Origin of the sequence: Pseudomonas chlororaphis subsp. aurantiaca, from assembly GCF_013466605.1 — a bacterium.
GTDB classification, from domain to species: Bacteria; Pseudomonadota; Gammaproteobacteria; order Pseudomonadales; family Pseudomonadaceae; genus Aquipseudomonas; species Aquipseudomonas chlororaphis_I.
Window position 1 is genome coordinate 6,037,438 of sequence record NZ_CP059162.1, and the last position, 21,177, is coordinate 6,058,614.

General features: G+C 64.7%; 21 protein-coding genes. 11 read left to right on the top strand and 10 right to left on the bottom strand.

All coding sequences use genetic code 11. The features are described from left to right. Positions 1–13 precede the first annotated feature (13 nt). Together ypfJ and H0I86_RS27610 are read left to right on the top strand one after the other, a co-directional pair. Positions 14–910, top strand: a complete 897-nt coding sequence (gene ypfJ, locus H0I86_RS27605) for a KPN_02809 family neutral zinc metallopeptidase (RefSeq protein ID WP_007928902.1) — start codon at positions 14–16, stop codon at positions 908–910. Next, a complete protein-coding gene (locus H0I86_RS27610) occupies positions 910–1,887 on the top strand; it encodes an alpha/beta hydrolase (protein ID WP_180922901.1) in 978 nt (325 codons plus the stop codon). Before ypfJ ends, H0I86_RS27610 begins: the two co-directional genes overlap by 1 nt. 86 nt (positions 1,888–1,973) lie before the next feature. Here the strand turns inward: H0I86_RS27610 and H0I86_RS27615 are convergent, their stop codons facing one another. The 3 genes from H0I86_RS27615 to H0I86_RS27625 form a co-directional block, all read right to left on the bottom strand. Next, positions 1,974–2,567 (bottom strand): HAD family hydrolase, encoded by a 594-nt coding sequence (locus H0I86_RS27615; protein ID WP_180922902.1) that lies wholly within the window; start codon positions 2,565–2,567, stop codon positions 1,974–1,976. Beyond that, a complete protein-coding gene (tesB, locus tag H0I86_RS27620) occupies positions 2,564–3,433 on the bottom strand; it encodes an acyl-CoA thioesterase II (RefSeq protein WP_009050999.1) in 870 nt (289 codons plus the stop codon). The genes H0I86_RS27615 and tesB overlap by 4 nt, the downstream gene beginning before the upstream one ends. A gap of 101 nt (positions 3,434–3,534) precedes the next feature. After that, complete coding sequence (locus tag H0I86_RS27625; protein WP_016703728.1) at positions 3,535–4,104, bottom strand: GNAT family N-acetyltransferase; 570 nt, start codon at positions 4,102–4,104, stop codon at positions 3,535–3,537. Positions 4,105–4,178: 74 nt separating this feature from the next. Between H0I86_RS27625 and H0I86_RS27630 the strand changes: the two genes are divergently transcribed. Both H0I86_RS27630 and H0I86_RS27635 read left to right on the top strand, forming a co-directional pair. Beyond that, positions 4,179–5,099, top strand: a complete 921-nt coding sequence (locus H0I86_RS27630) for a histone deacetylase family protein (protein ID WP_180922903.1) — start codon at positions 4,179–4,181, stop codon at positions 5,097–5,099. 646 nt (positions 5,100–5,745) lie between these two features. After that, on the top strand, positions 5,746–7,020 hold the full coding sequence (locus H0I86_RS27635; protein ID WP_180922904.1) for a TIGR03862 family flavoprotein: 1,275 nt from the start codon (positions 5,746–5,748) through the stop codon (positions 7,018–7,020). Positions 7,021–7,201: 181 nt separating this feature from the next. Here the strand turns inward: H0I86_RS27635 and rhlE1 are convergent, their stop codons facing one another. Next, positions 7,202–8,536: an RNA helicase RhlE1 gene (gene rhlE1 / locus H0I86_RS27640; RefSeq protein ID WP_180922905.1), complete on the bottom strand. Its 1,335-nt coding sequence runs from the start codon at positions 8,534–8,536 to the stop codon at positions 7,202–7,204. 224 nt (positions 8,537–8,760) lie between these two features. On the opposite strand from rhlE1, the gene H0I86_RS27645 reads away from it, so the two are divergent. Beyond that, the gene (locus H0I86_RS27645) at positions 8,761–9,219 is read left to right on the top strand and encodes a hypothetical protein (protein ID WP_180922906.1); all 459 of its coding nucleotides are present in this window, start codon (positions 8,761–8,763) and stop codon (positions 9,217–9,219) included. 69 nt (positions 9,220–9,288) lie between these two features. Here H0I86_RS27645 and yedA read toward each other — a convergent pair whose 3' ends face one another. Further along, the gene (yedA, locus tag H0I86_RS27650) at positions 9,289–10,203 is read right to left on the bottom strand and encodes a drug/metabolite exporter YedA (protein WP_180922907.1); all 915 of its coding nucleotides are present in this window, start codon (positions 10,201–10,203) and stop codon (positions 9,289–9,291) included. 161 nt (positions 10,204–10,364) lie between these two features. On the opposite strand from yedA, the gene H0I86_RS27655 reads away from it, so the two are divergent. Beyond that, complete coding sequence (locus H0I86_RS27655) at positions 10,365–10,817, top strand: Lrp/AsnC family transcriptional regulator (RefSeq protein WP_009051006.1); 453 nt, start codon at positions 10,365–10,367, stop codon at positions 10,815–10,817. Positions 10,818–10,997: 180 nt separating this feature from the next. On the opposite strand, the gene H0I86_RS27660 is transcribed toward H0I86_RS27655, so the two are convergent. From H0I86_RS27660 to H0I86_RS27670, 3 genes are all read right to left on the bottom strand, one after another. Continuing rightward, positions 10,998–11,609 (bottom strand): 3'-5' exonuclease, encoded by a 612-nt coding sequence (locus H0I86_RS27660; protein ID WP_180922908.1) that lies wholly within the window; start codon positions 11,607–11,609, stop codon positions 10,998–11,000. Positions 11,610–11,641: 32 nt separating this feature from the next. Beyond that, positions 11,642–12,121, bottom strand: a complete 480-nt coding sequence (locus H0I86_RS27665) for a LabA-like NYN domain-containing protein (RefSeq protein ID WP_016703734.1) — start codon at positions 12,119–12,121, stop codon at positions 11,642–11,644. Positions 12,122–12,258: 137 nt separating this feature from the next. Beyond that, positions 12,259–13,044, bottom strand: a complete 786-nt coding sequence (locus H0I86_RS27670; RefSeq protein ID WP_180922909.1) for a DUF2076 domain-containing protein — start codon at positions 13,042–13,044, stop codon at positions 12,259–12,261. A gap of 180 nt (positions 13,045–13,224) precedes the next feature. On the opposite strand from H0I86_RS27670, the gene H0I86_RS27675 reads away from it, so the two are divergent. Both H0I86_RS27675 and H0I86_RS27680 read left to right on the top strand, forming a co-directional pair. Beyond that, complete coding sequence (locus H0I86_RS27675) at positions 13,225–13,884, top strand: YciC family protein (protein WP_124309631.1); 660 nt, start codon at positions 13,225–13,227, stop codon at positions 13,882–13,884. A gap of 88 nt (positions 13,885–13,972) precedes the next feature. Next, a complete protein-coding gene (locus H0I86_RS27680) occupies positions 13,973–15,052 on the top strand; it encodes an endonuclease/exonuclease/phosphatase family protein (RefSeq protein ID WP_180922910.1) in 1,080 nt (359 codons plus the stop codon). A gap of 134 nt (positions 15,053–15,186) precedes the next feature. Here H0I86_RS27680 and hrpB read toward each other — a convergent pair whose 3' ends face one another. Next, positions 15,187–17,718 (bottom strand): ATP-dependent helicase HrpB, encoded by a 2,532-nt coding sequence (hrpB, locus tag H0I86_RS27685; protein WP_180922911.1) that lies wholly within the window; start codon positions 17,716–17,718, stop codon positions 15,187–15,189. Positions 17,719–17,835: 117 nt separating this feature from the next. Between hrpB and pmcY the strand changes: the two genes are divergently transcribed. After that, on the top strand, positions 17,836–18,255 hold the full coding sequence (gene pmcY, locus H0I86_RS27690; RefSeq protein WP_180922912.1) for a periplasmic Zn2+ metallochaperone PmcY: 420 nt from the start codon (positions 17,836–17,838) through the stop codon (positions 18,253–18,255). 31 nt (positions 18,256–18,286) lie between these two features. Then, a complete protein-coding gene (locus H0I86_RS27695) occupies positions 18,287–19,183 on the top strand; it encodes a cation diffusion facilitator family transporter (protein ID WP_180922913.1) in 897 nt (298 codons plus the stop codon). On the opposite strand, the gene H0I86_RS27700 is transcribed toward H0I86_RS27695, so the two are convergent. Next, on the bottom strand, positions 19,177–20,175 hold the full coding sequence (locus H0I86_RS27700) for a DUF6515 family protein (RefSeq protein ID WP_180922914.1): 999 nt from the start codon (positions 20,173–20,175) through the stop codon (positions 19,177–19,179). The two genes, H0I86_RS27695 and H0I86_RS27700, sit on opposite strands and share 7 nt — an antisense overlap. A gap of 444 nt (positions 20,176–20,619) precedes the next feature. On the opposite strand from H0I86_RS27700, the gene H0I86_RS27705 reads away from it, so the two are divergent. Further along, entirely contained in the window at positions 20,620–21,099 is a 480-nt protein-coding gene (locus tag H0I86_RS27705) for an Lrp/AsnC family transcriptional regulator (RefSeq protein ID WP_009045772.1), read from the top strand. The last annotated feature ends 78 nt before the right edge of the window (positions 21,100–21,177 follow it).

The window sequence follows — 21,177 nt, forward strand, 5'->3', positions numbered from 1 at the left end:
CGAGGATTCACCCATGCTTTGGAAGAAAGGACGGCGCAGCGACAACGTGGTGGATGCTCGCGATGACAGTGGCGGCGGTGGAGGCGGCGGTCTGCGCTTTGGCGGCGGCAAGGGCCTGAGCCTGACCGCCATTATCCTGATCGTCGGCATCGGCTGGGTCACCGGCCAGGACCCGCTGCAGATCCTCGGACAACTCGCCGGGCAGATGGATCAGTCCTCGGCGCCTGCCACCACCCAGCAGACCCGCCAGGCGCCGCCAGCCAATGACGAGCAGGCGGAATTCGTGCGCTCCATCCTCGGCGACACCGAAGACACCTGGGGCCAGATCTTCCAGCAGGCCGGACGCGCCTACCAGCAACCCAAGCTCATCCTGTTCCGCGGCCGGGTGAACTCCGCCTGCGGTTCGGCGACCTCCGCCACCGGTCCGTTCTATTGCCCGGCCGACCAACAGGTGTACCTGGACATGGACTTCTTCCGCGAGATGGACCAGCGCTTCTCGGCCGCCGGCGACTTCGCCCAGGCCTACGTGATCGCCCACGAAATCGGCCACCACGTGCAGACCCTGCTCGGTGTCTCGGCGAAGATCCAGGCCGCCCGCCAACAGGGCCGGCAGATGGAAGGCGACGGCGGCCTGCTGGTGCGCCAGGAACTGCAGGCCGACTGCCTGGCGGGCGTGTGGGCCAACCATGCGCAGAAGCGCCTGAACTGGCTGGAGCCGGGGGATATCGAAGAAGCCCTGAACGCCGCCAACGCCATCGGCGACGACCGCCTGCAACAGCAAGGCCAGGGCCGCGTGGTACCGGACTCCTTCACCCACGGCAGCTCGGCGCAACGGGTGCGCTGGTTCAAGGCCGGTTTCACTCAGGGCCAGGTCGGCCAGTGCGACACCTTCGCGGCGAAAAGCCTGTAATGCGCCAAGTGCTGGCGCTGGTCACCTTATGGCTGATCTGCGCCAGCACACAGGCGGCAGTGCATGGCGTCAAGACGATCAGCCCCGCGCGGCTGAACCTGGAAGGCGGCGAACTGGCCGTCGGCCTGAGCCAGGACTGGCAACAGCCGTTGCCCGAGATCCAGCGGGCACTGATCATCGTCCACGGGCGCCTGCGCAACGCCCAGACCTACCTGCACAGTGCCGAACAGGCCGCCAGCCAGGCCGGGCAAAGCGCGACCACCCTGGTGATCGCGCCGCAGTTTCTCAATCAGAACGATATCGAGCATCACCAGCTACCCGGTTCGCTGCTGCGCTGGCAGGGCAATGACTGGATGGCCGGAGAGCCATCCAGCGGGCCCAAGCCACAAAGCTCTTATGCGGTGCTGGACGCGATCATCACGCGGTTGAGCGATCGCCAGCGGTTTCCGTCCCTGACCGAGATCGTCATCGCCGGCCACTCCGGTGGCGCCCAGGTGGTGCAGCGCTTTGCCCTGCTCGGCCAGCATCATCCGGGCCTGGAGGATGACGGCATCAAGCTGCGCTACGTCATCACCAACCCGTCGTCCTATGCCTATTTCGACGAGCAACGCCCGGTGAAGGTCGACGCCGGCGCGTGCCCCGGTTTCAACCACTGGAAGTACGGCCTGCTCAAGTTGCCGGCCTACGCCGCCGGCCAGACCACGCAGCAACTGGAACAGCGCTACGTCAAACGCGATATCACCTACCTGCTGGGCAAGCAGGACACCGACCCGCACCACCCGGCGCTGGACACCAACTGCGCCGCCGAGGCCCAAGGCGCCTACCGCTTGATTCGCGGGCACAACTATTTCGACTATCTGAAACAGCGCCATCCGCAGGGATTGCAACAGCAGTTGGTCGAAGTGCCCGGGGTCGGGCATGACGGCGACAAGATGTTCACCTCGCCCGAGGGACAGAAGGCGTTGTTCGGCCAATAGACGTAGCGGTGCCAGGAAGGACGCTATCGCGGGCAAACCTCGCTCCTACGAGCTTCTGTAGGAGCGAGGTTTGCCCGCGAAGCTTTTTAAGCCAACACCATCCGCCGTAGTGCGCTGCAATCCTCGGCATGCCAGTCGGCCAGTTCCGGCCACGGGTTATCCGGCAAGTTCACCAGCACCGTGTGGGTGCCCGCCGCGCGACCGCAATCAAGGTCGAAGCGGTAGTCGCCGACCATCACCATCTCGGCCGGCGCCACCTCCCAGGCCTCGGCCAGTTTCAGCAAGCCGCCCGGGTGAGGTTTGGGTGGCGCTTCGTCACGCCCCAGCACGTCCTCGACGGCAAAGCAGTCGGCCAGGCCGATGGCCTCCAGGGTGACATGGGCCAGCTCCCGCGCATTGCGGGTCAGGATGCCCAGGCGATAGCCCCGCGCCGCCAACTCCCGCACCAGCTCCACAGCCCCCGGCGCCGGCCGTGAACCCAGGGCCAGATCGCGTTCGTGCTCCAGCAGCCAGGCGTGTTTCGCCGCGGCTTCGGCGGCGGGCAAAGCCGCGAGGTGGGTCAGGATATCGTGCTCCGGCGGGATCCCCAGCGCTTCGCGGATGGCCGCGAAATCATGCACGGCCACCGTCAGGGTACCGTCCATGTCGAACACCCAATGACGCACCTCGGCCAGGCTCATGCCCAGTCCTTGCGGTGGCGTATCAGGCCTTCCTGGGTCACCGACGCCACCAGCTGGCCGGCGCGGTTGAACACGCTGCCGCGGGAGAAACCACGGGAATTGCCGGCCCACGGGCTGTCCATGGCATACAGCAGCCAGTCGTCGGCGCGCAGGTCGGCATGGAACCACAGCGCGTGGTCGAGGCTGGCGACTTGCATGTCCTTCTGCCACACCGACTTGCCGTGGGGCAGCATCGAGGTGGTCAGCAGGCCGAAGTCCGAGGCGTAGGCCAGCAGGTATTTATGCAGCGCGGGAATGTCCGGCAGCTCGCCATCGGCGCGGAACCAGACGTATTTGATCGGGTCCGCCGGCTGCGGGTTGTAGGGGTCTTTCTCGGTCACCGGGCGCACTTCGATGGGCTTGGGGCACAGCAGTTTTTCGCGCATGTGCTCAGGGATCAGGTGCGCGCGCTGCTGGGTGATTTCCAATTCCGACGGCAGGTTTTCCGGGCCGACCACCTGGGGCATCGTGTCCTGGTGCTCGAAGCCTTCCTCGTCGTACTGGAACGAGGCGCTGCAGGTGAAAATCGGGTTGCCCTTCTGGATCGCCGTCACCCGGCGAGTGCTGAAGCTGCCGCCATCGCGCACCCGGTCGACCTGGTACACCACCGGCAACGCCGCATCGCCCGGGCGCAGGAAGTAACCGTGCAGCGAATGCACATGACGGGCCTCTTCGACAGTCTGGCTGGCCGCGGACAGGGACTGACCCAACACCTGTCCGCCGAACAGCTGGCGGAAGCCCAGGTCCTGGCTGCGACCGCGAAACAGGTTTTCCTCGATCGGTTCCAGGGTCAACAGGTCGACCAGATCATCCAACACGTGGCTCATTCAGACTCTCCTCACACAGAGCAATGCCGCGCAGTCTTGGCTGTCGCGGTCGATTCAATCGGGTTCACACACATGGGCACACTCCAGATGCCCCCGACCTGCTATCCATGCAAGGTTTCCAACCATTGTTCGCGGTTGATGCGATACAGCACATGATGACGCAGCGGATGCTCGCTGCCGAGCTTTGGGTGATCGAAATCGTCGTGCGCATCGTGTTGCATGCCGATGGCCTGCATGACTTTCTGCGACGGCAGGTTGCTGGTGGTGGTGAAGGCAACGATCTCCTTTAGGGCCAGGCGATCGAAGCCACAGCGCAGCGCGGTCCAGGCCGCTTCGCTGGCGTAGCCCAGGCCCCAGTGCTCGCGCGCCAGGCGCCAGCCGATTTCCACCGCCGGGGTGAACGGCGCTTCGAAGCCCACCACGCCCAACCCGGTAAAACCGATGAAGGCCCCGGTATCCTTGCGCTCCAGCGCCCAGGTGCCAAAACCGTGCTCGGCGAAATGCCCACGGATCCGACCGATCAGCGCGGCGCTTTCCAGGCGGCTCAGGGGGGCCGGAAAGTAACGCATGACCTGCGGGTCGGCGCACATCGCCGCAAACGCCGGCAAATCCTCGTCGCGCCACTGGCGCAACAGCAGTCGAGCACTTTCGAGTTGCAGTATCGGCTCCATCGTCCCCTCCATTTCCATGCGTGCCAGTCTACATCGCTGGTAGGATCCTTTTCGGATTCCTACATGAAATTGCCATGCCACTGCCGCTGATCTACCACGACGACTACAGCCCCGAGTTCCCGGCGGAACACCGCTTCCCCATGGACAAGTTTCGCCTGCTGCGCGACCACCTGGTGGACAGCGGCCTGACCCACGATGCCGACCTGCTGCGCCCGGAACTGTGCCCGACGGAGATTCTCGCCCTGGCCCACGACCCTGGGTATATCGAACGTTATATGGCCGGCGAGTTGTCGCGGGAAGACCAGCGGCGCCTCGGCCTGCCCTGGAACGAAGCCCTGGCCCGGCGCACCGTGCGCGCTGTCGGCGGCTCGCTGCTGGCCGCCGAACAGGCCCTGGAGCATGGCCTGGCCTGTCACCTGGCCGGCGGCACCCATCACGCCCACTACGACCACCCGGCGGGCTTCTGCATCTTCAACGACCTGGCGGTGATCAGCCATTACCTGCTCGAAGCCGGGCGGGTCGGCCGGGTGCTGATCTTCGACTGCGACGTGCACCAGGGTGACGGCACCGCGCGGATTCTCGAACATACCCCGGACGCCGTGACTGTCTCGCTGCACTGCGAAAAAAATTTCCCGGCGCGCAAGGCCACCAGCGACTGGGACATTCCCCTGCCCATGGGCATGAGCGACGCCGATTACCTGAAAGTGGTCGACGATGCCCTCAATTACCTGCTGCCGCTGTACCAGCCGGACCTGGTGCTGTACGACGCCGGGGTGGATGTGCACAAGGACGATGCCCTGGGTTACCTGAAGCTGACCGACCAGGGCGTCGCCGCCCGCGACGAGCGGGTGATGCGCCATTGCCTGGGCCGCGATATCCCGGTGCTCGGGGTGATCGGCGGCGGCTACAGCAAGGACCGCCAGGCCCTGGCCCGCCGCCACGGCATCCTCCACCACAGTGCGCAACGGGTGTGGACGTCATCAGGTTGTCACTGAAAGCTGGGCGCCTTACCCACAATGGCTGTGGAGCCGCTTGTGGATAACCTGAGTGCAAGCGGCTGCAGGTCATGCTGGCTGTGCCCTACAGATAGACGATCATTTTTTGATCAGGCCCGGTAAGCACTGCTGAATGCTGCGAAGCGGGAACATAAATAGTGATGCCGCTGGAGGTCCTGCGGACCTTTCGCAGCCTGCGGCAGCGGCTACAAAAGCCTTCATCAGGTAGTCATGAAATTGTGGGTGCCTTACCCCCAATCTCTGTGGAACCGCTTGTGGATAACCTGAGTGCAAGCGGCTACAGGTAAGGCTGGCTGTGCCCTACAGACAGGTGATCATTTTTTGATCAGGCCGGGTAAGCACCGCTAAATGCTGCGAAGCGGGAACATGAATAGTGATGCCGTTGGAGGTCCTTCGGACCTTTCGCAGCCTGCGACAGCGGCTACAAAAGCCTTCATCAGGTGGTCATGAAATTGTGGGCGCCTTACCCCCAATCTCTGTGGAGCCGCTTGTGGATAACCTGAGTGCAAGGGGCTACAGGCCATGCCGTACAAGCCCTGCAGAGCACTGAACATTTTTTGATCACCCCTTGCATAAGCCGCTGCGGGGCGCATGGCGCATTGGCGACGGGCCTGCCTCGGGTAGAATGCCTGGCTTATTCCGCCACGCCGCCGCCCGCCATGACTTTATCCAGCACACCCTGCCCCATCACGTCGCCATTATCGGTGGCGGCCCCGCCGGCTTGATGGCGGCCGAGGTGCTGAGCCTGGCGGGCATCCGCGTCGACCTCTACGACGGCATGCCGTCGGTGGGCCGCAAGTTTTTGCTGGCCGGGGTCGGCGGCATGAACATCACGCATTCCGAGGCCTACCCGGTCTTTCTCTCGCGTTATGCCGAACGGGCCCCGCAGATGGCCCCGCTGTTGCGCGAGTTCGGCAGCGAGGCCTTGTGCCAATGGATTCATGGCCTGGGCATCGAGACTTTCGTTGGCAGCTCGGGCCGGGTGTTCCCCACCGATATGAAAGCCGCGCCGCTGCTGCGCGCCTGGCTCAAGCGCCTGCGCGATGCCGGCGTGGTTATCCACACCCGTCATCGCTGGCTCGGCTGGAATGCCGACGGCAGCCTGCGCATCCACAGTCCGGAAGGTGAAAAGTCGGTCCAGGCCGACGCCCTGCTGCTGGCGCTGGGCGGCGGCAGCTGGGCACGGCTGGGCTCGGATGGGGCCTGGATGCTGCCGCTGGAACAGCGCGGCGTGCAACTGGCGCCCCTGCAACCGAGCAACTGCGGGTTCGAAGTGCAGGACTGGAGCGATCTGCTACGCAGCAAGTTCGCCGGCGCCCCGCTGAAGAACGTGGCCATCGGCCTGAACGACGACATCCCCCGCCTCGGTGAATGCGTGATCACCACCACCGGGATCGAGGGCAGCCTGATCTACTCGCTGTCGGCGCCGATTCGGGACGCGATCAACCGCCACGGCTCGGCCACCGTGCATATCGACCTGCTGCCGGGCAAACCCCATGACCGGATCCAGGCCGCGCTGAGCAAGCCACGGGGCTCGCGCTCCATGGCCAAGCACCTGCACAGCCAGCTGGGCATCGACGGAGTAAAGGCCGCACTCTTGCGTGAACTGACCACTGCCAACTGCTTCGCCGACCCGGCGCTGCTGGCCAAGGCGATCAAGGCCCTGCCGTTGCCCCTGGTGAGAACCCGGCCGCTGGACGAAGCCATCAGCAGCGCCGGCGGCGTGACGTTCGAGGCCATGGACCAACGCCTGATGCTCAAGCAATTGCCCGGCGTGTTCTGCGCCGGGGAGATGCTCGACTGGGAGGCGCCCACCGGCGGCTACCTGCTCACCGGGTGTTTCGCCAGCGGGCGGGCTGCGGGGTTGGGGATGATCGAATGGTTGCGGGAAAAGGCCTGAAGCCTGCGTACATCCTGTAGCCGCTGGCGCAGCCTGCAATCGGCTTGGGCGGCATTCCGACGTTGCGGCCGTAAAACCAAACGCCCCGGTTTTCCTGGAAAAACCGGGGCGTTTGGTTTGGCGAGGACTGCGTCCTCGATCGCAGGCTGCGGGAGCGGTATCGACCACCCCCATCCAGGGCTTACGGCTTGCGCTTGCGCGGCCCGGTGTTGAACGCCGGCACCTTGCGCACCGGTTTCACCGCCGGGGCTTCGGCCTCTTCGCCGCTGTCCACCCACTTGCCCAGGTTGCGCTTGCCGCCACCGCCGGAAGCCTTGGGCTTCTTCGGCTTTTTCGGCTTCTTGATCACCTGGCCGCTGGCGTCGGTTTCCGGCACCCGATGGTCCGGGATGAAGTCCGGCTCGTCATGGCGCTTGAGGGTCTGGCGGGTCAGCATCTCGATGGCCGACAACAGGTTCACTTCATCGGCGCACACCAGCGAGATCGCCTCACCGGTAGAGCCAGCACGGCCGGTACGGCCGATGCGGTGGATGTAATCCTCGGCGACGATCGGCAGGTCGAAGTTGACCACCAGCGGCAGGTCCTCGATGTCCAGGCCACGGGCCGCCACATCGGTGGCCACCAGGATCTGGATCTCGCTGGCCTTGAAGCGGTCCAGCGCGCGCTGGCGGGTGGCCTGGGGCTTGTCACCATGGATGCCGTCGGCATTCACGCCCTGGCCCTGCAACCTTTCCACCAGCGCGTCCACGCCGTTGCGGGTCTTGGCGAACACCAGCACCTGCTTCCAGCGGTTCTTGCGCAGCAGGTGGCTGAACAGCTCCGGCTTGCGCTTCTTGTCCACCGTCACCACCCATTGCTTGACGGTGTTGGCCGCAACGTTGCGCGGGCTGACCTCGATGCTCAGCGGGTCGTTGAGCATCTGCCCGGCCAACAGGCGAATGGCGTCGGAGAAGGTCGCGGAGAACAGCAGGGTCTGGCGCTTTTTCGGCAACGCCGCGTAGATGTCCTTCAGCTCTTCGGAGAAACCCAGGTCGAGCATGCGGTCGGCTTCGTCCAGCACCAGGGTCTGCAACTGGCTGAACTTCACCGCGTTCTGCCGGTACAGATCGAGCAGGCGCCCTGGGGTCGCCACCAGCAGGTCGATGCCTTTGCGCAGCTTCATCATCTGCGGGTTGATGCTGACGCCGCCGTACACCGCGTAGGTGCTCAGCGGCAGGTGCTCGGCGTACTGGCGCACGCTCTCGTGCACCTGTTCGGCCAGCTCGCGGGTCGGCACCAGGATCAGCGCGCGCACCGAATTGCTGGCCACTTTCGGCCCTTCCAGGGTCAGCGATTGCAGGAGCGGCAAGGCGAAGCCGGCGGTCTTGCCGGTGCCGGTCTGGGCCGCGGCCATCAGGTCGCGACCGCCCAGCACCGCCGGAATGGCTTGCGCCTGCACCGGTGTCGGGGTCTGGTAGCCAAGCGTTTCGAGGGCGCGCAGCAAGGGTTCGATCAGGCCAAGAGTGGCGAATGTCATGGGGATACCGTAGGGAAAAAAGTCAGCGCAGGTGTGCAATGGGCGGCAGTTTACCCTAATTCAGGCGGGTTTCTTTCGGGCTGACGAGTTGCCCTGCCTCTCGCCGTTACGAGTCCCCGGGCGGCGAGCAGCGATAATCTTTGTAGACGCGCCTGGAGCTGCCGGGAGAGGATTCAGCTCTTTTATCCCCATCGCCCCGTTGAAGATCCAGGAGCCTGACCCGTATGGACACCCCCAACCCGTTCCAGACACCGGCCGCCGAGTTGCAGACCCCGGCTGCATCGACCGCGCCATTGCGCCTGTACAGCATCAACGCCGTCGGCCTTGCCACCTTCCTCGGCACTTCCCTGGCGGGGTCCTACATGATCGCTGCCAACCTCAAGGCGCTCGGCCGCGAAAGCGAAGTGAAGAAGGCCTGGTATGTCGGTATCGGCCTGCTCGTCCTGATGATGGCGCTGAGCGCGGTGTTGCCGGAAAGCATTCCAGCCGTGGTCTTCGTACTGCCACCGCTTTTTGCGATGAACACCTACGCGCGCCAGCTCTTCGGTCCGGTCGTCATCGAACACAAACTCAGCAATGGGCCTTTCTTCTCGTTGTGGCGCGTCGCCGGGATCAGCCTGCTGTTCATGCTGGCTTTCGTCGTCGCGCTGATACCGCTGGTGATGCTGTTCAACCCGGCCTGATCATGACTGGCTGGAACAAAAAACGCCGGGCAATGCCCGGCGTTTTCAATCGTGCGCCAACCGGCCACTTCAAGCCGTGGCTTCTTCCTGTATCGCGGCGGCTTTTGGCTTGCGCCATTGCGGCAGGCCGATCAACACCACGGCGCTGATGATCACCACCATCGCCAGCGCCTCCTCCAGGCCAATGGTCTCGCCGACAAACACAATCCCCAGCAGCACCGCCACCGCCGGATTGACGTAGGCATAGCTAGTGGCCGCCGCCGGACGCACGTGCTTGAGCAGGTACATGTAGGCGTTGAAGGCGATGATCGAGCCGAAGCCGGTCAGGTACGCCAGGGCTGCCCAGCCTTCGATCGGCGGAACCGCGGCCAGTCGCTCGCCGCTCCACCAACTGCCGATCAACAGCACCACGCCGCCCACCAGCATCTCGACGGCACTGGCCATCGCCCCTTGCGGCAACGGCAGGTGCTTGCTCCACACCGAACCGAAGGCCCAGGCCGCCGCCGCGAACACCAGCAGGGCCGCGCCGGTCGGGCTCGACTGCAGGTTGGAACCGAGGTTGAGCATGGCGATGCCGATCAGCCCGAGGACGATACCGGCCCATTCCAGGCGGGTGTTGCGCGCGCCCCAGAAGTAACCGCACAGCAGGGTGAACAGCGGCACCGTGGCCACCGCCAGGGCCGCCACTCCGGACGCCACGCCCATGTGTTCGGCGACGGTGACCGCGCCATTGCCGCAGCTCAGCAGCAGGATGCCGATCACCCCTGCCGCCCGCCATTGCGCCCAGGTCGGCGCCGGTGCCCCACGCCAACGCAGGAAGCCATACATCAGGCTGCCGGCGATGACAAAACGGATGCCGGCGAGCATCAGCGGCGGCCAGTATTCGACACCAATGCGGATCACCAGGTAGGTCGACCCCCAGATCACGTACAGCGCAAAAAAAGCGGCAATCAAAGGCAAGGGAAAACGGCGTAGGCCAGGCATGGGAAGCTCGAAGACAGGCAAGGAAGAGGGCTTATTCTAGAAAGCCGGACGGCGGAACTTAAGCTACAAAACCTGTTTAAAGCGCCAGTACACTTTTCAAAACACGGAGATTGTGTCTATAACCCATGCTTTCGAAAGTCGCTGTATTTGGAAGCCTTATCATGGACAAATATGACCGCATGCTCCTCGCCGCCCTGCTGGAAAATGGCCGGGCGAGCTACGCCGAGCTGGCGCGCAAGGTGAACCTCTCCGCCCCGGCCGTGGCCGAACGGGTGGCCAAACTCGAAGCCAGCGGAGTGATCACCGGCTACCAGGCCAAGGTCGACCTGGCCAAGCTCGGGCTGCCGATCCAGTGCGTGATCGAACTGCGCATGGCCCAGCACGGCAATCAGAAAGCCTACGACGAACTGAGCCGGATCCCGCAACTCACCGAATGCCAGCGGGTCACCGGTGATCCGTGCGTGATCATGCGCGCCGCCGTCGGTTCGATGCCGGAGCTGGAAGAGCTGATCAACCGCGTTGCACAGTTCGGTTTCAGCAAGACCTCGATCGTGCTCTCCAGCGCCATCGAACAGCGCGTGCCGCTGGGGCATCTGGAGAGCAACGGCAAGTGAGCCCAGCCAGCGCCGATCTGTAGCCGCTGCCGAGCCGTAGCGAGGCTGCGAACGGCAACGCAGTTGCCGCAAAACCCGCGTCCGCGATCCGCCTGGAGAAACACAGTGCCCGGTTTTACGACCGCTACGCGGTCGAGCGCAGCCTCGCTGTCGCTCGGCAGTGGCTACAGGGGGTGTGGGTCAGGCGCCGCGACGGCGCTTGAGGTGTTCGCCGATCTTGGCGGCCGGCACTTTCTGCAATTTGCACAGGAAGTCGTGGGACAGCTCGCGCAGCCCGTGTTTCTGCCGCAGTTCCAGCGCCAGGTGCGCGGTGAGGTTGGCGGCCATTTCCGCGTCGGCCATGGCCCGGTGAGCCTGGCCGGTATGGGGCAGGCTGGCGAACGTGGTCAGGGTGCCGAGCTTGTGGTTGGGCGCCGCCGGCATCAGGCGCCGGGCCAGCAACAGGGAACAGGCGAAGTTCTGCAAGCGGGTGCGCTTGATCCGGCCCAGTTCGTAGTCCCAGAACTTCTGGTCGAACGCGGCGTTGTGCGCCAGCAGCGGCGTGGTGCCGACGAACTCGTTGACCTCGTTCATCACCTGCTCGGCCGGCGGCGCACTGCGCAGCATGGCGTTGCTGATGCCGGTCAGCTGTTCGATGAAGGCCGGCACCCGCACGCCGGCATTCATCAGGCTCTGGTAACGCTCGACGATGCGCCCCTGCTCAAGAATCACCACGGCGATTTCCGTGGCCCGGCAACTGCTGCTCGGGGAGATCCCGGTGGTTTCAAAGTCGATGACTGCGATGCGTTCCAAACCTGTCCAGCTCCATACAAAAAATAGTCAGCTCAGCTTTTGAGCAGTAGCGCGCCTTCGATCGGCACGTAGCGCGTGGCCGCGCGAATCAGCGAATTGGCGGTCAGCCCCGGCACGCCGTAAGCCACGGCTTCGACGCCGTGCTTGCTGATGATGCGCTCGAGCAACAGATCGAAATCGCCGTCACCGGAGGCCAGCACCACTTCGTCGACATGGTCGGCGGCGTCCATGATGTCGATGGTGATACCCACGTCCCAGTCGCCCTTGGCCGAGCCGTCGCTGCGCTGGATATAGGGTTTGAGTTTTACCGTGAAGCCCAGGTTGCGCAGGATCTGCTGGAACTGCTGCTGCTTGCTGTCGCCCCGGTCGATCGCATAGGCATAAGCCTCGACTATCTGCCCGCGTTGGCTGATATCGGCCCACAGGGCGGCATAGTTGAAGTGGCAGCCATAGGCCTGGCGCACGGTGTAATAGAGATTCTGGACATCGGCGAACACAGCGATTTTTTTCACCGCTTATCCTCATGGCGCTCACGCGCGCGAACTGGGCCGGGACTCAAACCCTGAAAAGTCGCCCAGTATGCCAGCCAGAAGGAAGATTCCGCGAATAATCGGTCCGGGACGCAGTGGCGTTCCGGACCGATGGCGAATCAGACGAAGGAATCGTCGTCGGAAAAGAACGAGCTGTCGTCGTTGCCGTAGTCGGCATCGCTGAAGCCGCCCTGGTCGTTGTTGCCCCAGGAGTCGTTGTTGGCCATGCGCTGCTCGTCATTGCCCCAGCCACCCGCGTTGTCGCTGGCGGGTGCCGGTTCTTCCTTGATCACTTCGACGATTTCCTGCGGCTGCTGGTTACCGTGGAACAGGCTGCTGAGGCCTTGCGCCAGCATCACGCCACCCGCCACGCCGGCGGCGGTTTTCAGCGCGCCGCCGAGGAAGCTGCTGCCAGCCGCGGCCGGAGCCTGTTGGGGTGGCGCGGCATAGTTTTGCTGGGGATAGCTCTGTTGCGGCGCGCCGAAGTTCTGCTGCGGCTGCGGGTTGAACGTCGGCCGCGCCGGTTCGCGCCAGCCACCGCCGGACGAAGCCGGAGCGCTTTGCGTCGGCGCCGGCTGCGGATCGCGGGAACCGCCACCGAAGATGCTCGAAAGGAACCCGCCGCTGCTGGGCGCCGGTGCCGCGGCCTGGGATCTGGCCTGCTGCAGCTCGGCCTGCAGTTGCTGGACCTGCTGGGTGAGTTGCTTGCTCTGCTCGTCGAGGCTCTTGATTGCCGCCTCTTGCACCAGAATCGCCTGGGTCATGAAATACCCGGCGGCAGGCTGCCGGGTCAGATGCTCCTTGATCCGCGTCTCGGCCTGGACGTCGCGCGGGGCTGAATCCTTCTCGGCTTGCTGCAACCGTGAAAACAGTCCATCGATCAGGGTTTGCTCTTCGCTGTTCATGGCGACCTCTTTAGATTGCCGGTAAAAAACTGGGCCTTGCCTGTCATGCACAAGGTGCAACCAGTAATGGGGCTGCCCAGCGGGCTTTCAATGGCCTTTACCTAACGTTTACGTTTGCTCGCCCCGGGGTCGCATCGGTTAAAGTGTCCAACCGCTTTTTGTGATCTGTGATAACCACTGATGAATCCGTTAACCGTTCTGCGCGACTCCCTGTACTTCTGCCAGCGCAACCTGGGGCGCATCGTCCAGCTGTGCCTGCCGCTGGTGGTCCTCGAAGCGCTGCTGCAGCAGGCGGTCGACAGCTCGCTGGGCCCCGAGGCCTTTCCCGGCTATAGCGTGGTCGTCGGCCTGCTGATCTACCCACTGTACACCGGGGTGTTGATCCTGTTTCTCGATGCCCGCAGCCGTGGCGAATCGCCATTGGCCCGCGACCTGCTCGCCGCGACTGTCAGCCTGTGGCCGCGTTTTGCCCTGCTGACCGCCATCAACACCCTGCTGATCCTGCTGGGCCTGTCGCTGTATTTCCTGCCCGGGCTGTGGCTGATGGTGACCCTGGCCTTCGCCGAATACCTGCTGGTGCTCAAGGGCCTGCAACCGCTGGCCGCGATCAAGGAAAGCTTCCGCCTGACCCGCGGGCACTTCCTGCGGATCCTGGTCTGCATCCTGGCCGTGATGGCCCCGCTGTGGGTGCTCAAGGGCGCCAGCCTGGCGGCGTATCCCGAGCCCAGTCCGATGTTGTCGCTGCTGATCGAAAGCGCCCACAGCTTCCTGCAATTGTTCACCAGCGTGGTGGTGTTCCGGCTGTTCATGCTGATCGGCGATTTGCCTGACAAGCAATGACGCGATATCCGACCGCTCTACCCCTTGGGCCGCGGCCCCGCTCTCGGTTATGCTCGGGCTCAATCCAGCAACGCCATAAGCCGAGCCGATGCCCCGTCCATTTCGCTTCATCCTCCTGGGCCTGCTGATCAGCGCAGGCCTGTTGTCAGCCCTGGTCTACAGCCTGACCTGGCGCCCCGACGCCAAGGAGTCTCTGCCGGTCGCCTGCGCTGGCAAGGTGCCCAGCCTGGTGCCGGGCCAGGCGCTGAAAGTGATGACCTGGAACGTGCAGTACCTGGCGGGCAAGCGCTATGTGTTCTGGAACGACCAGGCCCGGGGGCCGGACGAGCACCCGACCCCGGAAGACATGGCCTTCAGCCTGGACGAAGTGGCCCGGGTGATTCGCGACGAGCAACCGGACATCGTGCTGGTGCAGGAACTGGACGACGGCGCCAAGGCCAGCGACTACCAGGACCAGCTCAAGCTGCTGCAGGAACGCCTGACCGACCTGTATCCCTGCAGTACCCAGGCCTTCGACTGGAAGGCCGATTTCGTACCCTCCCCACACATTTTCGGCAGCGTCGGCCGGCAACTGGCGACCTTGAGCCGCTACCGCATCGAACACGCCGAACGCCTGCAATTGCCGGTGCCCGAGGCCAATTTCATCAGCCGCCAGTTCCAGCCGAAAAATGCCGTGCTGGTGAGCTACCTGCCATTAAGCGATGGCGGGCAGATGGCGGTGCTCAATACCCACCTGGACCGCGCGACAAAACCCGACGGTACCCTGCAAGCCCAGGTGAACGCGGTAACCAGGATCCTCGACCGCTTCGAAGCCCGCGGCACGCCCTGGCTGATCGGCGGCGACTTCAATCTGCTGCCCCTGGGCCAGTACCAGCGGCTCGCCCCCGAGCAACGCACGCCCTACTCCGCCGATAGCGCGTTGCACAGACTGTGGGACAAGTACCCGATGATCCCCACCAACAACGAAGCCAGCGGCATCGACCGCGCCCTGTGGCTGACCCACTACCCCAACGACCCGGCCCTGAACGGCCCGGATCGCACCGTCGACTACCTGTTCCACAGCCCGCGGATCAAGCGGGTCGAGGCCCAGGTACGGCAAGACGACACCCTGCGCATCTCCGACCACCTGCCGCTGATTGCGCGCTTCCTGTTGCCCGCCGCGTTGTAGCCGCTGCCGCAGGTTCGGGCCGCGTTCGGACGATAAGGCCGAAGGCCTTCAGTGGTCTCAAGATCCTGCGCCCGCGTTGTCGGAATGCCGCCCAGTTCGATCGCAGCCTGCGACAGCGGCTACAGGGCCCTGGATTACTTGCGCGGTTTGGCGCGGGCCGTGGCCTCGGCCACCAGCGGGTCATCCGGCCAGTAGTGTTTTGGGTATCTACCTTTGAGATCTTTCTTCACTTCCGCGTAGGTACTGCGCCAGAAGTTCGCCAGGTCCTGGGTGACCTGCACCGGCCGCCGCGCCGGGGACAGCAGGTGCAGCTTGACCACTTGCCGGCCACCGGCGATCCGTGGCGTTTCCGCCAGGCCGAACAGCTCCTGCAGGCGCACGGCGAGAATCGGTGGCTGCTCGCTGTAGTCGAGGCGGATCGACGAGCCGGACGGCACCGTCAGGTGGTGCGGCGCCAGCTCGTCCAGGCGCTGTGGCAATGGCCATGGCAGCAGGTTGTGGACGATGCTGGCCAGCTCCAGGTTGGCGAAGTGGCTGAGGCGCGAAACCTTGCCCAGGTACGGCAGCAGCCAGTTCTCCAGGCTCTTGAGCAAGGCAGCGTCGCTGACATCCGGCCACTGGCTTTCGCCCTTGGCCTCTAGATCGAGCTGGCGCAACAAGGCCACCCGCGCCTGCCACTGGCGCAGCTCCGGGGTCCAGGGCAACAGCTCCAGGCCCTTGCGCCGCACCAGGTTGACCAGGGCCTGGCACCGCGTCGCCTCGTCCAGCCCGGTCAACGGCTCGCGACTGAGTACCAGTTCGCCGACCTTGCGCTGGCGCTCGGCACGCAACACGCCTTCGCGCTCGTCCCAATCAAGCTGGTCGACGCTGCGCACCTGCTCGGCCAGGACCGAGTCGAACAGCGCCGGATCGAAATTCGCCGCCAGGTAGATGCGCTCTTCCCGCTGCCCCTGGCGACTGCCCAGGTCGGCGATCACCAGCCAGGGTTGCTTCATCAGGTTATCGGTCTCGCTGAACAGCGCCGCGCGGCCGTTGGCCAGCCGGTACTCGGCACCGCCAGGACGGCGTTGCTGGGCGACCCGATCCGGATAGGCCAGCGCCAGCAAGGCGCCCAGCCAGCGCGGATGGTCCGGGTCCGCCACCGCCTGGCTCGGCTGCCCACGCAGATAGCCGCGGTACTGCCGGGCCAGTTGCCGAGCCCGCTGTACGCCGCCCTGGGCACCGCGGGCCGCGCGCTCCTCGCCGGACAGCAGCACCAGACGGCTATGCAGGTCGGCACCACCACCGCGCAGGATGTCGCGCTCGCCGAGCAAGGCGGCGACGTCGCAGGCCATGTTCGCCAGCCCCAGGGCCTGGCCGCGCAACAGCAGATGGGCAATGCGCGGATGGGCCGGCAACTCGGCCATCGCCTGGCCGTGGGCTGTCAGCTTCCAATCCTCGCCGGCTTTGGCGGTCAGGGCGCCGAGGCGTTCGAGCAGGTCCTGGGCCTGGGCATAAGCCGCGCCGGGCGGCACATCCAGCCACACCAGTTGCGCTGGCGTCACACCCCAGCGCGCCAATTGCAGGGCCAAGCCCGCCAGGTCCGCCTGGAGAATCTCCGCGCTGCCATAGGCCACCAGTTGTTCGTGCTGGTCCTGGGACCACAGGCGATAACACACGCCCGGTTCCAGGCGCCCGGCCCGACCGGCTCGCTGGGTGGCGCTGGCCCGGGAAATACGCTGGGTGTCGAGACGAGTCATGCCGCTGCCCGGGTCGAAACGCGGCACCCGCGCCAACCCGGCATCGACCACCACGCGCACGCCGTCGATGGTCAGGCTGGTCTCGGCAATATTGGTCGCCAGCACCACTTTGCGCTTGCCGGGCGGAGCCGGCTCGATGGCCGCGCGCTGCGCCGTCAGGTCCAGTTCACCGTGCAGCGGGCAGAGCAGGATCTCCGGGCGCTCGCCCACGGCATCGGCCAGCTGCTGATGCACCCGGCGGATCTCGGCCTGCCCCGGCAGGAACACCAGGACACTGCCGCTTTCATCGTCCAGCGCTTCAAGAATGGTCTGCACCAACCGCGGCTCGATGAACTCGCCCGGCTGGAAAGGCCGCCCCCAACGCACATCGACCGGGAACATGCGGCCTTCGCTGCGCAGGATCGGCGCGTCGTCCAGCAGCCCGGCCAGACGCTCGCCTTCCAGGGTCGCCGACATCAGGAGGATTTTCAGCGGCTGCTCGTCACGGAACAGGTCGCGGCCATTGAGGCTCAAGGCCAGGGCCAGGTCGGCGTCGAGGCTGCGCTCGTGGAATTCGTCGAAGATCAATAGGCCGACGCCTTCCAGCGCCGGATCGTCCTGCAGGCGGCGGGTCAGGATCCCCTCGGTGACCACCTCGATGCGGGTGTTCGGGCCGACCTTGCTGTCGAGGCGAATGCGGTAGCCCACGGTTTCGCCGACCTTTTCCCCCAGTTCGCTGGCCAGCCGTTCGGCCGCCGCCCGCGCCGCCAGGCGCCGTGGTTCGAGCATGAGAATGCGTTGTCCGGCCAGCCAGGGTTCGTTCAATAGGGCCAAAGGCACGCGGGTGGTCTTACCGGCGCCGGGCGGTGCTTCGAGCACGGCCTCGTGGCGTGTCGCCAGGGCTTCACGCAGGGCGGGTAAAACTTCATCAATCGGCAAAGAATTCATACTGGCTCCCAAACAGAGGCGCGAGTATAACGGCGAACTGCCTGGCGTTAATCACGGTCTGAATTCATACCGGCAACGCTTCAGCCTTGCTCTTTCGTGTCTGTTCAGGAGATTTACATGCGTATTCCTTTCCGCATCATCGGTGGCGTCCTGGTTGCCACCCTGCTGACTCAGCTCACCGCCTGCGGCTCGATCTTCTTCCCCGACCGGCGCGGCCAGATCGATGGCAAGATCGACCCGCTGGTAGCCGTGCTCGACGCCGTGGGCCTGCTGTTTTATGTGATCCCGGGGCTGATCGCCTTTGGCGTCGACTTCGCCACCGGCGCCATTTACCTGGAGCCGGGCAAGACCGCGCAGATCGACCCGCACAAGCTGCAGCAAGCCATAGGCGCCGACGGCCAGGTCGATAACCACAAGTTGCAGGCTATCCTCGAAAGCGAGCTGGGCCGCAGCTTCCCGCTGGACGATCCACGCCTGATCCAGCACAAGGGCAGCGCACAGCAGCTGGCCCTGTACGGTCCGCAACCGGCAGCCTGACCCTCGCGTTTCTTGAAGGAACAAGCCTTGTATGAGCAGTAGCCCGGAACACGCGCGCCTGTTGCGCCTGGCGACCCGCGCCTCGCTGGCGGTGGCCAGTATCCTGATCGTGGCCAAGGCCATCGCCTGGTGGTTGAGCGGTTCGGTCAGCCTGCTGGCGGGCCTCACCGACTCGCTGCTCGATGGCGCCGCGTCGTTCCTCAACCTGCTGGCCGTGCATTACGCCCTGCGCCCGGCCGACGCCGACCACCGCTACGGCCATGGCAAGGCCGAGTCCCTGTCGGGCATGGCCCAGGCGCTGTTCATCGCGGTGAGCGCGGTGCTGATCGGGGTACAGGCCGTCGAGCGCCTGCAGAACCCTGAACCGCTGGGCGCGCCGTGGATCGGTATCGGCGTGATGCTGCTGTCCCTGGCGCTGACCGTTGCGCTGCTGATGGTGCAACACCGGGTGATCCGCGAAACCGGCTCCACCGCGGTACGCGCCGATTCGCTGCACTATCGCTCCGACCTGCTGCTCAACGGCAGCATCCTGCTGGCGCTGGTGCTGGCCAGTTTCGGCTGGCAGCAACTGGACGCCTGGTTCGGCCTGGCGATTGCCGTCTACATCCTGTGGAGCGCGATCCAGATCGCCCGCGAAAGCGTGGCGGTGCTGATGGACGAGGAGCTGCCGCCCGAGGTCAGCCAGCACATGCTGGAACTCGTATGCGCGGTGCCCGGGGTGCTCGGTGCCCATGATCTGCGCACGCGGATTTCCGGCAACCACTGGTTCGTGCAACTGCACCTGGAGTTACCGGGGGAACTGACCCTGTCGGTGGCCCACGGCATCAGCGATCAGGCCGCCGAGGCGATTCATGCGGCCTATCCGCGGGCCGAGGTGCTGGTGCACGCCGACCCGCAGGAAGTGGTGCAGACCGCCCGGGCTCAGTAAGTCACCTGATAGCCGCGCGAGCTCAGACAACCGCCCTGGGCCTGGCGGTAGGTCTGGACCACTTCCGGCGCCGGTGGATAGGTCATCGCCGCCGGATCGAAGCCACTCTGCTGCACCGCCCAGCGATAACAGTCGTAGCGGTCCTGACTGATCTGCTGCGGGCTCTGCCCTCTGACCGGGTAGGCCAGCACGTTGTAATCATTGCCGGCCTGCGGCGGCGGGCTGGCCACCGGCGGCTCGACCACCACGTACTGCTGGGTACTGGCCTCATAGCTGTAGTAGGCACCCGCGGCCAGAAAGAACAGCGCGCTGCCGATCCACACTTCCCGTGCGTAATCCGGCAGGTAGGCCACGCGAATCCCGTAGGGTGGGCGCACCACCACATATCGTGGGCCTTGCGGGCGATACCAGTAACCACCGGAGAAGAAATAGTCCTGCCCGCGATACGGTACGCGGTAATGCCGGTCCGGAAAACGATCGATCACATAACCCGGCCGATATTGCGGGCCTGGGCCCCAGCCATTGCCACGACCGTCCGGACGGCCCGGCCAGCGATAGTCGTAGGGCCGCGAGCCCGGTCCGCCGGCCTGCCAATGCTGGTTGTAGTCGTTACGGCGCGGGATGTCCTGGTAATAACCCTGGCGCGGCTCCTGGGTCTGGCGGACGGTATCGGGACGGCCCTGGATCGGCAGGTTGGCGGACGGCTGTGCCAGTCGCCCCCGCCCTTGATCATTCGGCCCGTGGTTCTGCCAGCGCCCGTTCTCGACGTTGCGCTCGAACTGCTGGCTGTTGTCGCCGCGAATGATTTCAGTCTGCTGGCGCGACTGATGGCTTTCGCCTCGCCCCTGGCCGCTGCCCGGATACCCGTCGTCACTGCGCTGGCCGCCATTGGACCATCCACGGCCGTCATTGCGGTCATCGGCGAGCCCCTGCGCACTGATGCTCACACAGAGCAAACCAACACCTGCCAAACGCCAGATGCGCGATTTCATGCTATTCCTCACTACGGATAGGGGCCTGTAGATAAGACTGGAAAAGCCCAGGCCGGTTCTGCCACAGGTTATCAGTCGCAAAACTTATTTATTGAGGCCGCCATGGGATATTTCCTGGCGCGCAGGCAATAAAAAAGGGGGACCCGTCGGCCCCCCTTTGAGAATTTCGTCCGTGCTCGACGCTTATGACGCCGGCTCACCTCACGCCGTCTTCTGGACAGTGTGTAGCCCGGGGGCCGGCTCAACCCTGTGGGATTGGCGGCCGCGGCAGGCCTGATTCGGCGGGCCGCAGTGGACTCTATGTCCGGGCAGTGATTCTGGTGATAAGAATAGGCCTAGCGTGCCGACAGAGGATTGCGAAGATTGCTCAAAAAAACATGACTTGCGCAATTTTTAACTCAAGATAGATAATATTGCGCAATAGTTACGAAAAAGGCCTGATCCATGAGCAAACTCGACCGATACGACCTCAGCATTTTGGCGGAATTGCAGCGCGACGCCCGCATCTCCAATCAGGAACTGGCCGAACGCATCGGCCTGTCGCCTTCGCCGTGCTCACGTCGGGTCAAGCAACTGGAAGACGACGGCTACATTTCCCGTCAAGTCGCCCTGCTGGACCGCAAGATGCTCGGCCTGAGCCTGACCGCCTACGTGCTGATCGGCATGGACCGCCACACCCCCGAGCGTTTCGAGAACTTCGAAGCGGCGATCCGCAGCCTACCGCAGGTCCTCGAATGCAGCCTGGTGACCGGGATGGACGCCGACTACCAACTCAAGGTGGTGGTGCCGGACATGGACCACTACCAGAAACTGCTGCTGGGCCATTTGACCCGTATCGAAGGCGTGACCAGCGTGCGCTCCAGCTTCGTGCTCAACCAGGTGCTCAACAGCACCGAATTGCCGCTGACCCACCTGCGCAACTGATCTGCTTCTGTCTGTAGGAGCAAGGGGGACGCCCAGTTCTTGTTCGCGATAAATGTTCCTGGCTACACATGGGCTGCA